The organism is Staphylococcus sp. HMSC072B07 (genome assembly GCF_001815505.1).
GTDB lineage: Bacteria > Bacillota > Bacilli > Staphylococcales > Staphylococcaceae > Staphylococcus > Staphylococcus simulans.
The window spans coordinates 110,118-128,771 of the sequence record NZ_KV820901.1 but is presented as its reverse complement, the minus strand read 5'-3'; the positions used below and the strand labels follow the sequence as shown (position 1 = coordinate 128,771).

General features: G+C 34.2%; 20 protein-coding genes. 1 reads left to right on the top strand and 19 read right to left on the bottom strand.

Features of this window, described 5'->3' with window-relative positions; all coding sequences use genetic code 11:
- Positions 1–5: 5 nt before the first annotated feature.
- The 18 genes from era to lepA form a co-directional block, all read right to left on the bottom strand.
- A complete protein-coding gene (gene era, locus HMPREF3031_RS03495; protein ID WP_002481062.1) occupies positions 6–905 on the bottom strand; it encodes a GTPase Era in 900 nt (299 codons plus the stop codon).
- Positions 902–1,309, bottom strand: coding sequence for a cytidine deaminase (gene cdd, locus HMPREF3031_RS03490; RefSeq protein WP_002481063.1), 408 nt, complete (start codon positions 1,307–1,309; stop codon positions 902–904). The genes era and cdd overlap by 4 nt, the downstream gene beginning before the upstream one ends.
- 15 nt (positions 1,310–1,324) lie before the next feature.
- A complete protein-coding gene (locus HMPREF3031_RS03485) occupies positions 1,325–1,669 on the bottom strand; it encodes a diacylglycerol kinase family protein (protein WP_002481064.1) in 345 nt (114 codons plus the stop codon).
- Between the two features lie 3 nt (positions 1,670–1,672).
- Positions 1,673–2,134, bottom strand: coding sequence for an rRNA maturation RNase YbeY (gene ybeY, locus HMPREF3031_RS03480; protein WP_057510460.1), 462 nt, complete (start codon positions 2,132–2,134; stop codon positions 1,673–1,675).
- Between the two features lie 5 nt (positions 2,135–2,139).
- Complete coding sequence (locus HMPREF3031_RS03475) at positions 2,140–3,087, bottom strand: PhoH family protein (protein ID WP_002481066.1); 948 nt, start codon at positions 3,085–3,087, stop codon at positions 2,140–2,142.
- Positions 3,088–3,306: 219 nt separating this feature from the next.
- On the bottom strand, positions 3,307–3,942 hold the full coding sequence (locus tag HMPREF3031_RS03470) for a superantigen-like protein SSL4 (protein ID WP_002481067.1): 636 nt from the start codon (positions 3,940–3,942) through the stop codon (positions 3,307–3,309).
- Between the two features lie 13 nt (positions 3,943–3,955).
- Positions 3,956–4,942 (bottom strand): flotillin-like protein FloA, encoded by a 987-nt coding sequence (floA, locus tag HMPREF3031_RS03465; protein WP_002481068.1) that lies wholly within the window; start codon positions 4,940–4,942, stop codon positions 3,956–3,958.
- 18 nt (positions 4,943–4,960) lie between these two features.
- Positions 4,961–5,677 carry an NfeD family protein gene (locus tag HMPREF3031_RS03460; protein ID WP_002481069.1) on the bottom strand — a complete coding sequence of 239 codons (717 nt, stop codon included), beginning with the start codon at positions 5,675–5,677 and terminating at the stop codon, positions 4,961–4,963.
- Between the two features lie 213 nt (positions 5,678–5,890).
- Positions 5,891–6,067 (bottom strand): 30S ribosomal protein S21, encoded by a 177-nt coding sequence (rpsU, locus tag HMPREF3031_RS03455; RefSeq protein WP_000048060.1) that lies wholly within the window; start codon positions 6,065–6,067, stop codon positions 5,891–5,893.
- Positions 6,068–6,197: 130 nt separating this feature from the next.
- Entirely contained in the window at positions 6,198–7,544 is a 1,347-nt protein-coding gene (gene mtaB, locus HMPREF3031_RS03450; protein WP_002481071.1) for a tRNA (N(6)-L-threonylcarbamoyladenosine(37)-C(2))-methylthiotransferase MtaB, read from the bottom strand.
- A gap of 5 nt (positions 7,545–7,549) precedes the next feature.
- Entirely contained in the window at positions 7,550–8,302 is a 753-nt protein-coding gene (locus HMPREF3031_RS03445) for a 16S rRNA (uracil(1498)-N(3))-methyltransferase (RefSeq protein WP_002481072.1), read from the bottom strand.
- A 1-nt stretch (position 8,303) separates the two neighbouring features.
- Entirely contained in the window at positions 8,304–9,242 is a 939-nt protein-coding gene (prmA, locus tag HMPREF3031_RS03440) for a 50S ribosomal protein L11 methyltransferase (protein WP_002481073.1), read from the bottom strand.
- A 5-nt stretch (positions 9,243–9,247) separates the two neighbouring features.
- Positions 9,248–10,381: a molecular chaperone DnaJ gene (gene dnaJ / locus HMPREF3031_RS03435; RefSeq protein WP_002481074.1), complete on the bottom strand. Its 1,134-nt coding sequence runs from the start codon at positions 10,379–10,381 to the stop codon at positions 9,248–9,250.
- 170 nt (positions 10,382–10,551) lie between these two features.
- The gene (dnaK, locus tag HMPREF3031_RS03430) at positions 10,552–12,387 is read right to left on the bottom strand and encodes a molecular chaperone DnaK (protein WP_002481075.1); all 1,836 of its coding nucleotides are present in this window, start codon (positions 12,385–12,387) and stop codon (positions 10,552–10,554) included.
- 50 nt (positions 12,388–12,437) lie between these two features.
- Positions 12,438–13,028 carry a nucleotide exchange factor GrpE gene (gene grpE / locus HMPREF3031_RS03425; protein ID WP_002481076.1) on the bottom strand — a complete coding sequence of 197 codons (591 nt, stop codon included), beginning with the start codon at positions 13,026–13,028 and terminating at the stop codon, positions 12,438–12,440.
- 26 nt (positions 13,029–13,054) lie between these two features.
- Positions 13,055–14,014, bottom strand: coding sequence for a heat-inducible transcriptional repressor HrcA (gene hrcA, locus HMPREF3031_RS03420; RefSeq protein WP_002481077.1), 960 nt, complete (start codon positions 14,012–14,014; stop codon positions 13,055–13,057).
- Between the two features lie 96 nt (positions 14,015–14,110).
- Complete coding sequence (gene hemW / locus HMPREF3031_RS03415) at positions 14,111–15,232, bottom strand: radical SAM family heme chaperone HemW (RefSeq protein WP_002481078.1); 1,122 nt, start codon at positions 15,230–15,232, stop codon at positions 14,111–14,113.
- A 68-nt stretch (positions 15,233–15,300) separates the two neighbouring features.
- Positions 15,301–17,124, bottom strand: coding sequence for a translation elongation factor 4 (gene lepA / locus HMPREF3031_RS03410; RefSeq protein WP_002481079.1), 1,824 nt, complete (start codon positions 17,122–17,124; stop codon positions 15,301–15,303).
- 265 nt (positions 17,125–17,389) lie between these two features.
- Here lepA and rpsT point away from each other — a divergent pair, with 265 nt between their 5' ends.
- Entirely contained in the window at positions 17,390–17,641 is a 252-nt protein-coding gene (rpsT, locus tag HMPREF3031_RS03405) for a 30S ribosomal protein S20 (RefSeq protein ID WP_002481081.1), read from the top strand.
- A gap of 32 nt (positions 17,642–17,673) precedes the next feature.
- Here the strand turns inward: rpsT and holA are convergent, their stop codons facing one another.
- On the bottom strand, positions 17,674–18,648 hold the full coding sequence (gene holA / locus HMPREF3031_RS03400) for a DNA polymerase III subunit delta (protein ID WP_002481082.1): 975 nt from the start codon (positions 18,646–18,648) through the stop codon (positions 17,674–17,676).
- Positions 18,649–18,654 lie beyond the last annotated feature (6 nt).

Genomic DNA, 18,654 nt, shown 5'->3' with positions numbered 1-18,654 from the left:
CTAGTTTAATCTTGATCCTCTATATAGCCCATTTGGCGAATAAAGTTGATTTTATTACGCCAATCTTTTTGTACTTTTACCCATAAATCGAGATACACTTTTGAACCTAATAGGTTTTCGATATCCAATCTCGCACGTTTTCCAATTTCTTTTAACTTTTTGCCGCCTTTGCCGATGACAATTCCTTTTTGTGAATCTCTTTCAACAAAAATTGTAGCTTCTATACGAACTTTATCTTCAGATTGTTTAACCATTCTATCAACGTTAACCTCTATTGAATGTGGAATTTCTTCGCTCGTTAAGTGAAGAATTTTTTCTCTTATTAATTCACCTACCACAAATTGTTCAGGGTGGTCAGAAATTTGACCATCTGGATAATATTGAGGGCCTTCTGGTAAATATGATTTAAGTACTTCGATAAAGTGTTCAACATTTAAACCTTCTAATGCTGACATTGGAACAGTTTCAGAGAAGTCCATATATTTTTGATATGATTCAATAATAGGCATGATTTCATCAGGGTGTACTAAGTCAATTTTATTGATAACAAGGAATACTGGAGTTTTGACATTTTTCAGCATTTCCATAATATATTCATCACCGCGACCAATCTTTTCATCAGCGTTAACCATGAAAATGACTGCATCTACTTCTGATAAAGTATTTTTAGCAACTTTCATCATATAGTCGCCTAATTTATGTTTGGGCTTGTGAATACCTGGTGTATCAACAAAGATAATTTGTGCATCATCTTCAGTCATAACACCTTGTATTTTATTTCTAGTTGTTTGTGCTTTGTCTGACATAATTGCGATTTTATGCCCAAGTACTCTATTCATAAACGTAGATTTACCTACGTTAGGTCGGCCTATAATTGAAACAAAGCCTGATTTATGTTCTGTCATATATTCAAATCCTTTCCTGAAAAACCTAGCGGCAGTAATTCGGCGACAGTCGTTTCAATCATATCGCCTTTATGGTTTGTTAAATAAATCGGCATGTCGTCATCACATAGTTCATTAATAACTTGACGACATGAACCACATGGTGATGAAGGCTTATCAGCATCTACTGTGACTGTTAAAGATTCAAAGTCACCTGGTCTATAACCTTGACTAATTGCTGCAACTAAACTTGAACGCTCTCCACAAATTGCTTCGCCATACGCAGCATTTTCCACATTTGCGCCGAAAAATTCTTTGCCATCCTTAGTTCTTAAATAAGCACCCACCTTAAAGTTGCTGTAAGGTGAATAAGAACGTTTTTGTGCTTCTCTTACTTTTTCATAATGTTCTTGAGTATAAGCCATTTTTATCTCTCTCCTTTATAATAAGTTAACGATGTAAGGGATAAAGATAATTAGACCTATAATTACTGCTGCGATAGATATTAAAAGCACACTTAGTGCTGCGATATCTTTAGCATATTTAGCAAAAAGTTTATAATCATCCGTTACAAGGTCAACTACATATTCAATTGCGGTGTTAATTGCTTCAAATGCTAACACTAGAAAAATTGTTAAAATAACCGCAATCCATTCCATGCGGGTAATATTGAAGTAAAAAGACGCGCCAATGATTAAAAAGCCAATTGCGATATGCCATAAAAAGTTACGATCTTTTTGTAGTATGGTCAACAACCCTTGAATGGGATACTTAAAACGATTCATAGACTATTCTCTTGTTAAGCCATAAGCATCTAAAATAGATTTTTGTCTTCCAAACATTTCTTTTTCGTCGGCTTCATTCATATGATCATAGCCAAGTAAATGTAAGAAGCCATGCAAACTTAAAAAGCCGAGTTCTCTCTCAAAGGAATGTCCATACTCTGCAGCTTGTTCTTTTGCAACATCTGCGCAAATGATAATGTCACCTAGTACACGAGGGATATCTAAACCCTCAATTTCAGGTTCATCTTCTTCTAACGCAAATGAAATGACATCAGTAACTTTATCTTTATCTCTATAGTCTCTATTAATTTGTTGAATTTCTTCTTTATCAACAAATGTCACTGAAAGTTCTGCATCTTCTTCAATATTCTCTTGTTCTTTCGCAAAGTTTAATAACTTTTCAATCTGGTCATACCATTCTTCTTTTACTTCATCCGTATGATTTGAAAAATCAATCGTGAACATGGCGTTTATTCATCTCCTTCATAACGGCTGATAATTTTACTTACTAATGGATGACGTACAACATCACTTTGATCTAATGTTTGTACACTAATGCCTTTAACGCCTGATAAGCGTTTAACAGCTTGTTTTAATCCGCTATTAATACCTCTCGGCAAGTCTACTTGAGTCATATCACCCGTTACGACCATTTTTGATCCAAATCCTAAACGTGTTAAGAACATTTTCATTTGGGCATGCGTCGTATTTTGCGCTTCATCTAAAATAACAAATGCATCGTCAAGTGTACGTCCTCTCATATAGGCTAATGGTGCAACTTCAATGATACCTCTTTCAATAAAACGCGCTGTTTGCTCAGGTCCCAGTACCGTATGAAGACCATCGTATAAAGGTCTTAAATAAGGGTCTACCTTTTCTTTTAAGTCGCCTGGTAAGAAACCTAATGATTCGCCTGCTTCTACAGCGGGACGAGTCAGCACTATTCTTTTTACGTTACCTTGACGCAATTCTTTAGCAGCATAAACAACAGCTAAGAAAGTTTTACCAGTACCAGCTGGTCCAATACCAAAGACTAAATCATTATGCTTCATCGCATTCAGATATAAACGTTGACCCATTGTTTTTGCACGAATTGTTTTACCATAAGCATCTTTAGTAATTGCTTCATCGTATAAATCAACGAGGTGTTGGATAGATCCTTTCTCTGCCATTTTAATTGCTGCTTCTACATCTTTAAGATTAATTGATACGCCTTGATCAATTACTTTTAAAAGGTTTTTTATTACAGCTTCTGCTTTTACAATTTCTTCTTGTTGTTGCCCTTTTACAGCTATTTCTTGCCCCCTAGCATGAACAATAACATTGAAAGCTTCTTCTATTGCTTGTAAGTGTTCATCGTTATTACCTATTAGTGCTTGGGCTTGATTGATATCGTCAATAACTATTATTCCTGGCATACATTAACTCCTTTTCATTATTATCGCTTTTCAGCATATTTTTTAATAAGATGCAGAATATAATGGTTAACGGAAACTACGGACTTAGTTAATAATTTCCACATATTCATACAATCATTATATCATGTTCTCGCTGTTTATTAATCCAATAAAGTTTAGCTTGCATAAAAGAAAAATGGATTGGATGACATAAAATTATGTCCATCCAATCCATTAAATTTATTGTAACTGTTTCGGCTTTTTAAGTACTTCTGACCAAACAAAACCATTTAGTATTTCATCTTCATCAAAGCGTAAATCTTCATTAGTTCGTGTGCTTGTTTGATTAAACTTATTAGCGAATAGTTGTTTGAGTCTTTCTTTTTTAGCATGTTCTGAAAGATATTTATCACTAATGATTGCTTGAGCACGACGTTCTAATATCTCAATTTGCTTTTGTTTCTCTAAATCCATTTGAGAGCGTAAATCATGTAACTCATTATTTAAAGAATCATTCAGTTGTTTTGTCAATACTTGCTCTTTTTGATTTGAATCGAGTCTTGGTTGAGATGATTGCTCGCGCGTTTGTCTCGGTTGAGATGTACGACGGTTCGGACGTGTAGTTTCTTCTGGTTTAGGTGTGTGATCAGGTTGAGAAGATGGCGGCGTACCTTCTAATTCTTTTTGCATTTCCTCAAACTTTTCACCTAATTGTTCAAGAAACCCTTTTTGTTGTTTACGCTCAGTCGTAGGTTGTCTTCTAGGTTGTGATGATTTTGGTTGATTTTGTTGTCTCTTTTTATAATTTTTATCGTTAATTGCTGATATTAATGAGATAACAACACTAACGACAAATATTATTAGACCGATATTCATTTAATCACCTCGTTTACTTGTCTGGTGACTCGTTATCATTTGGTTGCGTACGTTTATTGATAGACTCACGCATACCTGTATCAGCTTCTATGTTTTTCAAATTATAGTAATCTTTAACTCCGATATTACCTTTTCTTAGAGCTTCAGACATTGCAAGTGGAACTTCAGATTCTGCTTCCACAACTTTCGCACGCATTTCTTGTACACGTGCTTTCATTTCTTGTTCAGATGCAACTGCCATTGCACGACGTTCTTCTGCTTTAGCTTGAGCAATATTTTTATCTGCTAATGCTTGTTCAGTTTGTAAGTCTGCACCGATGTTTTTACCGATATCCACATCTGCGATATCAATAGATAAAATTTCAAAGGCTGTTCCTGAATCTAGACCTTTACTTAATACAGTTTTTGAAATATTGTCTGGATTTTCTAAAACAACAGTATGATGTTCACTTGAACCGATTGTTGAAACAATCCCCTCACCGACACGTGCAATAATAGTCTCTTCACCAGCACCGCCGACTAAACGAGAAATGTTTGCACGAACTGTGATTCTAGCTTTAGCTTTTACTTCAATACCGTTCATAGCAACACCTGTAATAAATGGCGTTTCAATAACTTTAGGGTTTACAGACATTTGGACAGCTTCTAAAACGTCACGGCCTGCTAGGTCAATCGCTGCGCCACGTTCAAAAGGTAAGTTGATGTCAGCACGTTGTGCAGCAATATTTGCATCTACAACGCGGTCTACATTACCACCTGCTAAGTAGTGTGATTCTAGTTGGTTAGTTGTAAGGTTTAAACCAGCTTTATGTGCCTTAATTAATGGCGCGATAACTTTACGTGGTGAAACACGTCTTAAACGCATTCCGATAAGTGTGCCAATGTTTACTTTGACACCAGCTGCAATTGCAGAAATCCATAAACCGATTGGTACAAATGAAAATAAGATTAATAGAGCAATGACTGCAATAATAACAATGATTATTAACGGTACTAACATAGTAAGTGCCTCCTAGTATTATGTGTTTTTTGGAATCTCTCTGACAACTACTCTCGATCCTTCAACTTCAGTTACTTTGACTTCTACATCTCTTTGTATAAATGTTCCATCTGATACTGCATCTATGCGTTCATCATTTAATGAAATCATTCCTGCAGGTCGTAATTCTGTTAAAGTGATTGCAGTTTGTCCTACTAGATTAGAGCGGTCATCGTGTGAAGTATAGCCAGCTTCAGACGTTGTCGAATCTCTGAGTATAACTTTTTCAAATAACGAAATCTTTTTGTTATATCCTTTCACTAATATCACCCATTCTATAATAGTCAGTATTAAAGCGATTATAACATTGACTAACATCCAAAGAATGTTTTCACCAAGCATAATCATACTTACTGTGATGAGAATCATGCCTATAATGCCGATTACTGCACCGATAACAAACAATTCAATGACGAGCAGTATCACACCTATAGAAAATAATCCAACAGAAATTAAGGAAACTTCTCCTTGTATCAAATAGCCTAAAAATAGTATTAATAAGGCTAGTGCAGCAAGAATGCCTGGAAAGTTAATACGCTTGGAATAGAGTTGATAAAGAAAACCTAAAAAGATAATACAGGTTAAAATTAATGAAATAAATGGACTTGTTATAAAATCGCTGATTTGATGTAGTGTGGAATTTGAACTTGCCTGAAATACCGAAATATTATGTAGGATTTCAGCTTGGTATGACATAGATTCACCTCGCTCTCAAGGTTCATTATACATGATTACTTAGTGTAATTATAGGATTATCGTTTTATTTTAACATCAATAGAAAAATTATATTATGTAGCATCAAAACATAAGAAAAAACCCTAAGTTTTACATAATTGTAAAACTTAGGGCTGTTTAAACTGCATTATATAATAATTAATTGTTTGTTGAGGGAGTCAACAGACTTAATAATTATTTGAATTTACGTTTACGTGCAGCTTCTGATTTCTTTTTACGTTTAACACTTGGTTTTTCGTAAAATTCACGTTTACGTACTTCTTGAATTGTACCGCTTTTAGAAACTGAGCGTTTGAAACGGCGTAATGCATCTTCAAGTGATTCGTTTTTACGGACTACTGTTTTAGACATCTGTATTTCCCTCCCTCCAAATAACAACGGAACTTTAAAATTCGTTTGCATAGTTTTTTATAAACCATGCAATGCTAATTATAATATATGTGGTTGATGCGGTCAATTAGAATAATTAATTTTTTGAACCTTACACAATAGCTGTAAATTCACTGCTATTTGTTGCATGATCAATCACACGAGTAACATAACCTTTATTTAAAGGATAACCTGCTTCTGTGATTTTCACACGTACAAGTTCTCCGATAAGCGAATCATCGCCTTCAAATTCAACTTTCATGTAGTTATCTGCATAACCCACTAATGTACCTGGTTTTTCACCGTGCTCTTCTGGAATTACTTCTAATACTTTTTGATCAAAGTGAGAAGCATATTCTTTCGCTAATTGGTTACTTAATTCAATTAGTTTATGAACACGTTCATTTTTTACACTTTCATCAATTTGATCATCCATTCTAGCTGCTGGTGTCCCTGTTCGAGCTGAATATGGGAAAACGTGTAATTCTGAGAAGTGATGATCTAAAATAAAGTCATATGTTTCTTGGAATTCTTCCTCAGTTTCACCTGGGAATCCTACAATCACGTCACTAGTGACTGCTAAACCTGGTAAAGCATCATGTAACTTCATCAATCGTTCTGAGAAGTGTGCCATTGAATATTTACGTCTCATGCGTTTTAATACTGTATCTGAACCAGATTGTAATGGCACGTGTAAGTGACGTACGACTTTATTTGAATTTTTGATTACATCAATGACTTCATCAGTTAATTGACTAGCTTCGATTGATGAAATACGAATTCTTTCTAATCCATCTACTGATTCTAAATCACGTAATAATTGTGCTAGGTTATAATCTTTCAAGTCTTGACCGTAACCACCTGTATGAATACCAGTCAACACAATTTCTTTATAACCAGAATTTACTAATGTTGTTGCTTGTTCTACTACTTTCTCAGGATCTCTTGAACGCATTAAACCACGTGCCCATGGAATAATACAGAAAGTACAGAAGTTGTTGCAACCTTCTTGGATTTTTAAAGAAGCACGTGTTCTATCAGTGAAATATGGTACATCTAATTCTTCATATGTACGATTTTTCATGATATTGCCTACACCGTTAATTGGTTGACGTTCAGCTTTGAACTCTTCAATATAACCTAACAACTTCGTTCTATCCTGTGTACCGACTACAACGTCTACTCCAGGGATATCCATGATTTCTGCTGACGATGTTTGTGCATAACATCCTGTAACACAAACGACTGCATCTGGATTTTTTCTGATAGCACGTCGGATGACTTGTCTACTCTTCTTATCTCCTGTATTTGTAACTGTACATGTATTTATAACAAAGACATCGGCATTTGTATCAAATTCAACTCGATCATAGCCGGCATCTTTAAATAATTGCCAAATTGCTTCAGTTTCATAATGGTTTACTTTACAACCTAAAGTATGAAAAGCTACTGTTGACATTTATTTCACCCCATTAATTCTTTTTCATAACTAATTGCACTAAGCGCATAAAGCGGAGCCGTCTCTGCTCTCAAGATTCGATGACCTAGGCCGACTATGTAACTATTATTTTTGAACATTTCAATTTCATCAGGACTTAAACCGCCTTCTGGTCCAAAAATAATTAATACACGATCTCCTTTGCTGAATTGTTCGAGTGCGCGTTTAAACTCACTCATCTCGCCCTCTTTTGCTGCATCTTCATAAGCGATTAGTACATAATCATATTTATCTATATTAACATATACTTTCTTTAAATTCGATACAAATTCAATAGTTGGGATTACAAGACGATAACTTTGTTCAGCTGCTTCTTTGACAATTTTATTCCATCGTATCAATTTTTTATCTGCTTTACTTTGATTTAGTTTTACAACAGAACGTTCCATTTGTACTGCAATAAAGTGAGAAGCACCTAATTCCGTAGATTTTTGCAGCAACCACTCATATTTATCTGCTTTAATTAATCCACTGCATATTGTTACTTCTATAGGTAATTCAGTATCATTTGGTTGTTCTTCTAATAATTTAAATTCAACGCCTTCATTATTTATAGTTGTAATCTCACAGAGATAAACCTTTAAGTCCTCGAAGGTTACGATAATTTTAGCCCCGACTTGACGACGCATGACATTTGAAATGTGATGTATATCGTCTTTGTCAGTAATAAAAAAACGCTGACTTTCATCAGCGTTTTGATTTATAAAATATCTTTGCATATTATTTGCTCTCTTTCTCTCCAACGATACAAACCCAACCGTTGTCGTGATTAATTGAAATGATATTAAAACCAGTACGCTTCATATGTTCTATAATTTCATTGCTCTTCTCTTCAATGATACCAGATGTTATAAATAAACCATCTTCATTTAGAGTATTATAAGCGTCATCTATCATTTCTTCAATAATATGCGCCAATATATTTGCGATTACAATATCATATTTATCTGTTTCGCCTTGTAATAAATTACCGGTTGTTGTTTCAATTGAATCAGCACAAGCATTTTTTATGAAATTTTCTTTTGCTACTTTTATAGCTAGTTCATCCAGATCTAAAGCTTTGATACGCTTAACACCTAATAATGAGCAAGCAATACTTAAGATACCTGATCCAGTACCAACGTCAATCACAGTATGTTCTGGTTTTACATATGTTTCAATCGCTTTTAAACACATGCTAGTTGTAGGATGATCTCCTGTACCAAAAGCCATACCTGGATCTAGTTCAATACATAATTCTTCATTATTTTCTTTATCATATTCTTCCCAACTTGGCACAATAGTAAAGCGTTCTGAAGCTCTGAATGGATGGAAATAATTTTTCCACTCATTCTCCCAATCTTGTTCTTGAAGTGATTGTTCAGAATAGCTAAAGATATTTTCATTTAAAGTATCAATCTTCTTGATAGCACTTAAAATATCTTTTTTTAGTTCATCTGAGTATTCTAATTCGTTGAAATATGCTTTAATTCTTACACCACGTTCAGGATAATCACTAGGATTCAATTCATATATTTCGCCAAATTTATCCTCTAAGTTTCCTTTTAAATCTTCTGAGTCTTCTATCACTACACCGTTTGAACCCAAGTCTTCTAAAATGTTTGTACTTGCATCTTGTGCTTCATGATTTACTACAATTGAAAGTTCCACCCAGTTCATTATTGTTATTCTCCTTTAAAGAATCTACGTGCGCGTTCTTTGAAATTAGAAGGTTGTTCTTCAATTTCTTCACCGCTAAGTTCCGCAAATTCTCGCATTAATGATTTTTGTTTTTCACTTAATTTAGTTGGAGTCACCACATTAATGTTCACAAACAAGTCACCATATCCATAGCCATGAACGTTTTTAACACCTTTTTCTTTCATACGGAATTGTTTTCCGTCTTGAGTACCTTCTGGAACTGTTAAAATAACTTCACCATCTAATGTAGGCACTTTAACTTCATCACCTAGAGCTGCTTGTGGGAAGCTGATTTTCAAGTTATAGAAGATATCATCACCTTCACGTATGAATTTATCAGATGGTTTAACTCTGAATACAACATATAAGTCACCTTGTGGTCCACCGTTATGTCCTGGAGCGCCTTCACCGGCTAAACGAATTTGTTGATCAGTGTCTACACCTTTTGGTACTTTGACTTTGATTTTAACGTTTTTAGTTTGTGTGCCTTTACCGTGACAAGTTGGACATGGTTCTTCAATTTCTTCACCTGTACCATTACATACTGGACAAACTTTTTCAGTTCTTACACGACCAAGTATTGTATTTTGTTCTACAGATACGTGTCCTGCTCCATTACAATAGTGACAAGTTTTCTTTTTAGAACCTGGTTTTGCACCTGAGCCGTCACAAGTTTCACATTTTACTTCCTTACGAATTGAAATTTCTTTTTCAGCACCAAAGACTGCTTCTTCGAATGAAATAGTCATAGTGTATTGTAAGTCGTCCCCTTTACGTGGTGCATTTGGATCACGTTGTGCACCACCGCCTCCGAAGAACGTACTGAATATGTCTTCGAAACCGCCTCCGAAGCCACTGAAGTCTTGACCGCCGAATCCTTGGCCGCCAAAGCCGCCTTGTGGTCCGTTATGACCAAATTGATCATAGTTTGCGCGTTTATTCTCATCACTTAGCACTTCATAAGCTTCAGTAATTTCTTTGAACTTTTCATCTGCGCCTTCTTCTTTATTAATATCTGGGTGATATTTTTTGGATAATTTACGGTAGGCTTTTTTTATCTCGTCCTTTGACGCATCTTTACTGACACCTAAGACTTCATAATAGTCTCTTTTTGCCACTGTAATCTCTCCTTATCTTTCTGCTAGTTTAGAATCATTATACCTTTTAAAGTATAGTTGGTTAAATAATAAAAAGTCAAAGCCAATGTACAATTGACTTTGACTTAAATTTTTAAGAAGCCGCTTTTTTCTTTATTTAGTTAAAGCTGCTCTTTTGAGAAAGCATGCACTTATTTATTATCTTTGTTGTCGTCGTCTTTAACTTCAGTGAAATCTGCATCTTCAACATCACTGTTGTTAGAAGCATCTCCACCTTGTTGTTGTTCTTGAGCTTGTTGTGCTTGTTGGTAAACTTTCATTGATAAATCTTGAACGACTTTTTCAAGTTCTTCTTTTTTAGCTTTGATATCTTCTAAATCGTCGCCTTCAAGTGCTTTTTTCAATTCTTCTTTTTTGTCTTCAGCTTGTTTTTTATCGTCTTCGCCGATATTGTCAGCTAAGTCTTTTAATGTTTTTTCAACTTGGAATACTAAGCTGTCAGCTTCGTTACGTAAGTCACTTTCTTCACGACGTTTTTTATCTGCTTCTGCGTTTTGTTCAGCATCTTTAACCATTTGATCGATTTCATCATCTGAAAGTGCAGAGCTTGATTCGATTGTGATATTTTGCTCTTTGTTTGTACCTAAGTCTTTAGCAGTAACGTTTACAATACCGTTTTTATCGATATCAAATGTTACTTCGATTTGTGGTACACCACGTGGAGCTGGTGGAATATCAGTTAATGAGAAGCGTCCTAATGTTTTGTTATCTGAAGCCATTGGACGTTCACCTTGTAATACGTGAATGTCTACTGCTGGTTGGTTATCTGCTGCTGTTGAATAAACTTGTGATTTTGATGTTGGGATAGTAGTGTTACGTTCGATTAATGTGTTCATACGACCACCCATAATTTCGATACCTAATGATAATGGTGTAACGTCTAATAATACAACATCTTTAACATCACCAGAGATAACGCCACCTTGGATAGCTGCACCCATAGCTACAACTTCATCAGGGTTAACACTTTTGTTTGGTTCTTTGCCGATTTCTTTTTTAACTGCTTCTTGAACAGCTGGAATACGAGTAGAACCACCAACAAGGATTACTTCATCGATATCTTTGCTTGTTAAGCCAGCATCTTTTAGTGCTTGACGAGTAGGTTCCATTGTACGACGAACTAAATCATCTGAAAGTTCTTCGAATTTAGAACGAGTTAGAGTTAATTCTAAGTGTAATGGACCACTTTCTCCTGCAGAGATGAATGGTAATGAAATTTGAGTTTGTGATACACCAGATAAGTCTTTTTTAGCTTTTTCAGCTGCATCTTTCAAACGTTGTAATGCCATTTTATCTTGTGATAAATCAATGCCATTTTCTTTTTTGAATTCTGAAACTAGGTAGTCAATGATTACTTGGTCAAAGTCGTCACCACCAAGTTTGTTGTCACCTGCTGTTGATAATACTTCGAACACGCCATCGCCTAATTCAAGGATTGAAACGTCGAAAGTACCGCCACCAAGGTCGAATACTAACACTTTTTCGTCTTGATCAGTTTTATCTAAACCGTAAGCTAAAGCAGCTGCAGTTGGTTCGTTGATAATACGTTCAACTTCTAAACCAGCAATTTTACCAGCATCTTTAGTAGCTTGACGTTCAGCGTCATTGAAGTAAGCTGGAACAGTAATAACTGCTTTATCTACTTTATCTCCTAGATAGCTTTCTGCAGTACTTTTTAAGTTTTGAAGAATCATTGCAGAAATTTCTTGTGGAGTGTATGATTTTCCATCAACGTCTACTTTGTGGTCTGTACCCATTTCACGTTTGATTGATTGAATAGTATTAGGGTTTGTGATTGCTTGTCGTTTAGCAACTTCACCTACTTGAGTTTCACCATTTTTGAAAGCTACAACAGATGGTGTTGTACGTGCACCTTCTGGATTTTGGATTACTTTTGGTTCGTCGCCTTCTAAAACAGACACGCATGAATTTGTTGTACCTAAGTCAATTCCGATAATTTTACCCATAACTAATAATTCCTCCTAATAACATTTGTTGTATATTTCATCAGTTATATTTATTGATTTACTTTAACCATTGAAGGGCGTAATACACGATCCTTCAATTTATAACCAGTTTGAAGCTCTTGTGTAACTTCGCCTGATTCATATGAATCATCACTATCTTGCATAACAGCTTGATGGAAGTTTGGATCAAATTGTTGTCCTAAAGCTTCTATTTTCTCAAGACCGTTTTCTTCTAGTGCGCGTAATAAGCTTTCATAAACCATTTGTACCCCTTTTTGCAGAGATTTAAATGATTCGTCTTCACCTTCTATTTGTAACGCACGTTCAATGTTATCAATAGTCGGCAAGATATCCGTTAAAACACTTTGAGCTTGATATGTTTTTAATGTTTGATTTTCTTTTTGAATACGTCTCTTATAGTTTTCAAACTCTGCATACAGACGTAAATATTTTTCTTCTTGTTCTTTTAACTCATCTTTTAGTTGTTGGATTTCATTCTCTTCTTGATTCTCTTCAGAACCATTTTGAACGTTTTCGGTATTCTCAGTTGATTGAGTATCTTCTTCAGTATTTGAATTTACAGTTGCATCTTCGTTCTCAGCAACTTCTTCATTGTTAACTGATTGATCTTTTTCTGCCATTTTCTGTCCTCCAATACATTTCAAAACTATATTTTATATAGTAATTGAATTACATTTTGATAACGCATAGCGGTCGGTCCAATAACAGCTATGTGTCCTTTAAGATGTTCATCAATATGATAATCACTCATCACAATTGAGATGTCCTCTAGGTCATTATCAATTTCTTTTCCTATTTTAACATCGATTCCAGAATGATTATCTTTTTCGAACAGTTTCAATATCTTATTGGACTCTAAATATTGAAGAATTTGTTGTATTGAATTCACATTCTGCTCATTCAATGTATCAATTAAATTTGATTTACCACCAAGGTAGATGTCTTTCTTGCTATCATTAACTCTTTGATAAAGTAAATCTGTTAATTGATGAATTGTTGTGATGTCGCTCGAATGTTCCATTGCTTCATCAACAAAACTTTTATTGTTATAAAGTTCTTTGATGTAATTCGCTATTTGAATTAAACGCGCTTTAGAAATCTTTTCGTCTACTGCTAATTGAATATGTTCAACATTTCCTGTTTCGAACACAATTACCATAATAACCAAATTAGCGGTTGCGTTAAACAAATGAACATCGCTGATTAAATCTTTTGATTGATTTGGTTTCATTACCAACGTAGTATACTGTGTAAATAATGACAATTCATTCGCATACACACTTAGTGCAGCAGATAAATTAAAGTTATATTCCATTAACAGTTTATTTAAACGTTGGTTATTCGTTTCTTTTAGAGGAGAAGTATTTTCCAACAGTTGGTCTACATAATATCTAAAACCCTTTAATGAAGGTGACCTTCCTGATGATGCATGAGATTTTTCTACTAAACCAAATGATTCTAATTGTTTCATTTCATTTCTTATAGTAGCTGGACTCACATCAACATTATGTCTCTCAATAATTGTTTTAGAACCGACAGGTAGACCATAATCCACATAATCTTCAACAATGGCATTTAAAATGCTCAATTGTCTATCTGTAATCATGTTTCCACCTCATTAGCACTCTCTTCTTCCAAGTGCTAATTATAATTTATCAAATTGGTCAAAGTAAGTCAATGTTAAAGCCTTGACCTCTTAAAATTAATCTAATAAGAATGCTTCAAAGACTTCATTGCCAATAACCTTACCTCGATCAGTCAATTTAACAGCGTTATTGTCATTAATAATTAAGCCCTTTTTACTTAGGTCAGTAAGTGCCTCAGCATAGATTTGATCAATGTTTTCATTGAATTTATGATTGAACACAGATTTATTTACCCCTCGATTCATTCTTAAACCTAAAAACATCTGTTCTTCCATTTGTTCGCGATGAGTGGGTGTGGTTTGATGTAAAATAGGACGTTCGCCGTTTCTAATCTTCTTAATATAGTGATTAACAGGATTGACATTTGAGTACCTTATTCCATGAACGTATCCACTGGCACCTGCTCCGAAGCCATAATAACCTTCGTTCATCCAATACACTTTGTTGTGTTCAGATTCATGACCAGGTTGACCAAAATTCGAAATTTCATATTGATGCATTGAAGATTGATTAATTTTATCAAGTAATAGCTCATACATTTCTTCCCCTACATCTTCGTTTGGAAGTTTTAACTTTCCTTTTCTATATAAATTATAAAATTGAGTTTTAGGTTCAAGAATTAGACCGTAACTTGAGATATGATTAATATCCATTGATAACGCAATATCTAAACTGTCTTCAAATTGTTTAAGTGTTTGACCAGGAAGATGATACATCAAATCAAGACTGATAGAGTTAATCTGGTATTGATTAGCGAGCTCGACAGCATTGTATATATCTGCCGTATTATGTGTACGCCCAAGTACTTTTAATAAATCTTGGTCAAATGTTTGAACACCCATTGAAATGCGATTGACGCCGTAGTCTTTTAAAAGTTTAATCTTTGATGGTGTAAGTTCATCTGGATTTGCTTCAAAAGTATATTCTCCTGAAATAGTAAAGTGCTCATTGATAGCTTTTAACAAACGCTCTAATTGTGACTCATTTAACGCTGTAGGTGTGCCTCCTCCTACAAACATTGTTTTTAATGTGCGATTGTCAGCTGTTTTAAATTCTTCAATTAAGCAATCTAAATACTCATCAACTGGTTGATTTTGTATAAAGTATTTATTGAAATCACAGTAAGTACAAATTCTGACACAAAATGGAATATGAATATATGCACTTTTAACTTTCATATTTTCGCCTCGCTTTTAGGACAAAATTCAAAATAAAAAGCTGGGACATTAGAGTCCCAACCTTATTATTAATCTTCATCCATTTTTAATACTGCTAAGAAAGCGTCTTGAGGTATTTCAACATTACCTACTGCTTTCATTTTTGCTTTACCTGCTTTTTGCTTTTCTAATAATTTACGTTTACGGCTGATATCCCCACCATAACATTTCGCAAGTACATTTTTACCCATTGATTTAATATTTGTACGGGCAATGATTTTATGGCCAACTGCAGCTTGTACGGGTACTTCGAATTGTTGTCTAGGGATTAACGTTTTTAACCTTTCAACAAGCGCTTTACCGCGTTCATATGCAAATTCTTTATGAACAATAAAACTTAAAGCATCTACTTTTTCGCCGTTTAATAAGATATCCATTTTAACTAAATCACTTTCTTTATAGCCGATAAGTTCATAATCAAATGAAGCATAGCCTTTTGTATTTGATTTAAGTTGGTCGAAGAAATCAAATACTACTTCTGAAAGTGGAATTTCATAAATAATATTGACACGAATATCATCTAAATAGTCCATATTGATAAATTGTCCACGCTTACGTTGGCATAATTCCATAACAGCACCTACATAATCATTCGGCACCATCATTGTTGCTCTAACGTAAGGCTCATAAATTTCATCAATTTGATCTCTCTCAGGCATTTGTGCTGGATTATCAACGATTTTTTTCTCTCCATTTTTTAGAATACATTCATAAATTACAGATGGAGCTGTCGCTATTAATTCGATTCCAAATTCTCGTTCGATACGTTCCTGAATAATTTCCATATGCAGCATGCCTAAGAATCCTGTACGGAAACCAAAGCCTAAAGCTTGAGAAGTCTCAGGTTCGAATTCTAGTGATGAATCATTCAGCTGTAATTTTTCTAAGGCTTCTCTTAAATCATTATATTTTTTATTATCAATTGGGAATAAACCACAGAACACCATTGGATTCATTTTTTTATAACCTTTTAATGGTTGTGCTGCTGGGCGTTCTGCATGCGTGATAGTATCCCCTACACGTGAATCATCCACATTTTTGATGCTTGCGATGATGTAGCCAACATCTCCAACAGTTAGTTCTTCGACTGGAAGTTGTTTAGGTGTGTTAATACCAACTTCGGTTACCTCGAATTCTTTACCAGTCGCCATCATTTTGATTTTGTCCCCTGCTTTAACTACGCCATCCATAATTCGAATTGAAGAAATAACACCTCTATAAGCATCATATTCAGAGTCGAAAATTAATGCTTTTAATGGTTCAGAAGGATCCCCTTCTGGTGGTGGTACGACTTCAACGATTTTTTCTAATATTTCTTCAATACCAATATTAGATTTAGCACTTGCTAAAACTACATCATCTTGATCTAAACCAATAACATCTTCAATTTCTTGTTTAACACGTTCAGGATCTGCAGCTGGTAAATCAATCTTATTCACTACAGGAAGTAATTCTAAGTCATTATCAAGTGCAAGGTATACGTTTGCCAGTGTTTGTGCTTCGATACCTTGTGCAGCATCTACAACTAAAATAGCCCCTTCACATGCTGCTAAAGAACGAGAAACTTCATAAGTAAAATCGACATGCCCTGGTGTATCAATTAAGTGGAAAATATAATTCTTACCATCTTTAGCTTCGTATTTTAATCTAACCGCATTCAACTTAATAGTGATACCGCGTTCTCTTTCTAAATCCATTGAATCTAATAATTGTGACTGCATTTCTCGTGTTTCAACACTTTTAGTGTTTTCTAAAATTCTATCAGCCAACGTTGACTTTCCATGGTCAATATGGGCAATGATAGAAAAGTTTCTAATATTTTCTTGTCGGTTTAACCGTTCTTCATTATTCATTCTATCTACTCACTTTCATAATATTCAAATAGAGCATTATGTATGATATTCTTTGATATAATAACGTGTTTGCCCCATAATTGCAACTAATGGCAATTTCATGTACATTTTACTGACAGACTCTATTTTACTGTAAATCATCGCTTGTTAAAAGCCTCATTGAAAATAAATGATTGCAGTTTAATAGTACATTTGATAAAATGTTTCTTGTTGTAATCAAATATTTATTTGATGATCATAGATCACTTTTAGGAGGTGACATTCAATGCCAAATATTAAATCTGCTATTAAACGTGTTAAAACAACTAACAAAGCTGAAGCACAAAACATTTCTCAAAAAAATGCTATGCGTACTGCAGTTAAACGTGCGAAAACAGCTATCGCTGAAAACGCTGAAAACAAAAATGAATTAGTACGTATCGCTGTGAAAAAAGTCGACAAAGCTTCTCAAGCTAACTTAATTCACTCAAATAAAGCTGACCGCATTAAATCAAAATTAATGGTTGCAGCTAAATAATGAAAAAGTTCAAGCATCTGCTTGAACTTTTTTTATATGGATAAAATAAAGAGTTCTAATATAAGCTGTTTGTCCATATACGAAGATTTTAATTTATAATCAGTTTCAGCACATGCATTCATAATATTCATCAAGTGCTTCAAATCATACTGTCTAGATGCTCTCAATGCTAATTTCACTCTAAATGGGTGGACACTGACAGTTTTAGCGATTTGAGCTTGTGAATAACCTTTTTTAGCTAGAATTTTGCATTGATAATATAACCTGAAATTACTAGCAATCAAAGCCAACAACTTAATTGGTTCTTCTTTTAGAGTAATTAAATCATTCACTAAATGCACTGCTTCAGTTTTTTTTCCTTGTTGAATATAATCTGTTAATAAGAAAACGTTCTGCTCTAGGCTTCTATTTACAATTGTCTCAACATCTTGTTTAGTTATAGTTGGACGATCTCCTAAATATAAGATAATTTTTTCTAACTCTTGTTTAACTAAGTTAAAATTTATACCTGTTAAATCAATAAATAAGTTCAAAGCATCTTGATTAATATCCTTATATTGTTCATTTAAGGTATGCTTAATCCAATTTTTAAGCTCATCTTCAGACATTTGCTCGATTTTAACCAGTTTTGTATATTTTTTTAAGCTTTTAACAAGCTTTTTACGCTCGTCTAGCTTAGGATTATAAACTTCAAATATAACCAATGAAGGACCATCATATTTTTCAATAAATTCCTGCAGTTGCTCTATATTATGATTTAAATCTTTATTACCTCTATCACCTGTAAAGATATAAGCGTTTTTCACAATAACAGCCTTCAAGTCAGAGAAGAACGGTAAAGTTAAAGCTTCTTCAATACATACACTGATTTCAGTTTCATTTAAATTAAAACTTGCATAATTGAATTCATCTTTTTCACCTTGCAAATACTGTTGCGTAAGTTCTTGCGTTTTCTTTTCTATAAGCTCTGGAACTTCACCATAAATAGCAATAATATTATTTTCCACAACTTG

What these genes read in the sequence shown, in the direction of transcription:
- floA (WP_002481068.1), bottom strand. Translation starts at nt 4,942, where the DNA reads ATGTTAGTACCGTTAATAATCATTGTTATTATTGCAGTCATTGCTCTA.
- HMPREF3031_RS03445 (WP_002481072.1), bottom strand. Translation starts at nt 8,302, where the DNA reads ATGCAAAGATATTTTATAAATCAAAACGCTGATGAAAGTCAGCGTTTT.
- mtaB (WP_002481071.1), bottom strand. Translation starts at nt 7,544, where the DNA reads ATGTCAACAGTAGCTTTTCATACTTTAGGTTGTAAAGTAAACCATTAT.
- rpsU (WP_000048060.1), bottom strand. Translation starts at nt 6,067, where the DNA reads ATGTCTAAAACAGTAGTCCGTAAAAACGAATCACTTGAAGATGCATTA.
- ybeY (WP_057510460.1), bottom strand. Translation starts at nt 2,134, where the DNA reads ATGTTCACGATTGATTTTTCAAATCATACGGATGAAGTAAAAGAAGAA.
- prmA (WP_002481073.1), bottom strand. Translation starts at nt 9,242, where the DNA reads ATGAACTGGGTGGAACTTTCAATTGTAGTAAATCATGAAGCACAAGAT.
- HMPREF3031_RS03475 (WP_002481066.1), bottom strand. Translation starts at nt 3,087, where the DNA reads ATGCCAGGAATAATAGTTATTGACGATATCAATCAAGCCCAAGCACTA.
- hrcA (WP_002481077.1), bottom strand. Translation starts at nt 14,014, where the DNA reads ATGATTACAGATAGACAATTGAGCATTTTAAATGCCATTGTTGAAGAT.
- dnaK (WP_002481075.1), bottom strand. Translation starts at nt 12,387, where the DNA reads ATGGGTAAAATTATCGGAATTGACTTAGGTACAACAAATTCATGCGTG.
- rpsT (WP_002481081.1), top strand. Translation starts at nt 17,390, where the DNA reads ATGCCAAATATTAAATCTGCTATTAAACGTGTTAAAACAACTAACAAA.
- HMPREF3031_RS03470 (WP_002481067.1), bottom strand. Translation starts at nt 3,942, where the DNA reads ATGAATATCGGTCTAATAATATTTGTCGTTAGTGTTGTTATCTCATTA.
- HMPREF3031_RS03460 (WP_002481069.1), bottom strand. Translation starts at nt 5,677, where the DNA reads ATGTCATACCAAGCTGAAATCCTACATAATATTTCGGTATTTCAGGCA.
- grpE (WP_002481076.1), bottom strand. Translation starts at nt 13,028, where the DNA reads ATGGCAGAAAAAGATCAATCAGTTAACAATGAAGAAGTTGCTGAGAAC.
- lepA (WP_002481079.1), bottom strand. Translation starts at nt 17,124, where the DNA reads ATGAATAATGAAGAACGGTTAAACCGACAAGAAAATATTAGAAACTTT.
- HMPREF3031_RS03485 (WP_002481064.1), bottom strand. Translation starts at nt 1,669, where the DNA reads ATGAATCGTTTTAAGTATCCCATTCAAGGGTTGTTGACCATACTACAA.
- era (WP_002481062.1), bottom strand. Translation starts at nt 905, where the DNA reads ATGACAGAACATAAATCAGGCTTTGTTTCAATTATAGGCCGACCTAAC.
- hemW (WP_002481078.1), bottom strand. Translation starts at nt 15,232, where the DNA reads ATGAAAGTTAAAAGTGCATATATTCATATTCCATTTTGTGTCAGAATT.
- cdd (WP_002481063.1), bottom strand. Translation starts at nt 1,309, where the DNA reads ATGGCTTATACTCAAGAACATTATGAAAAAGTAAGAGAAGCACAAAAA.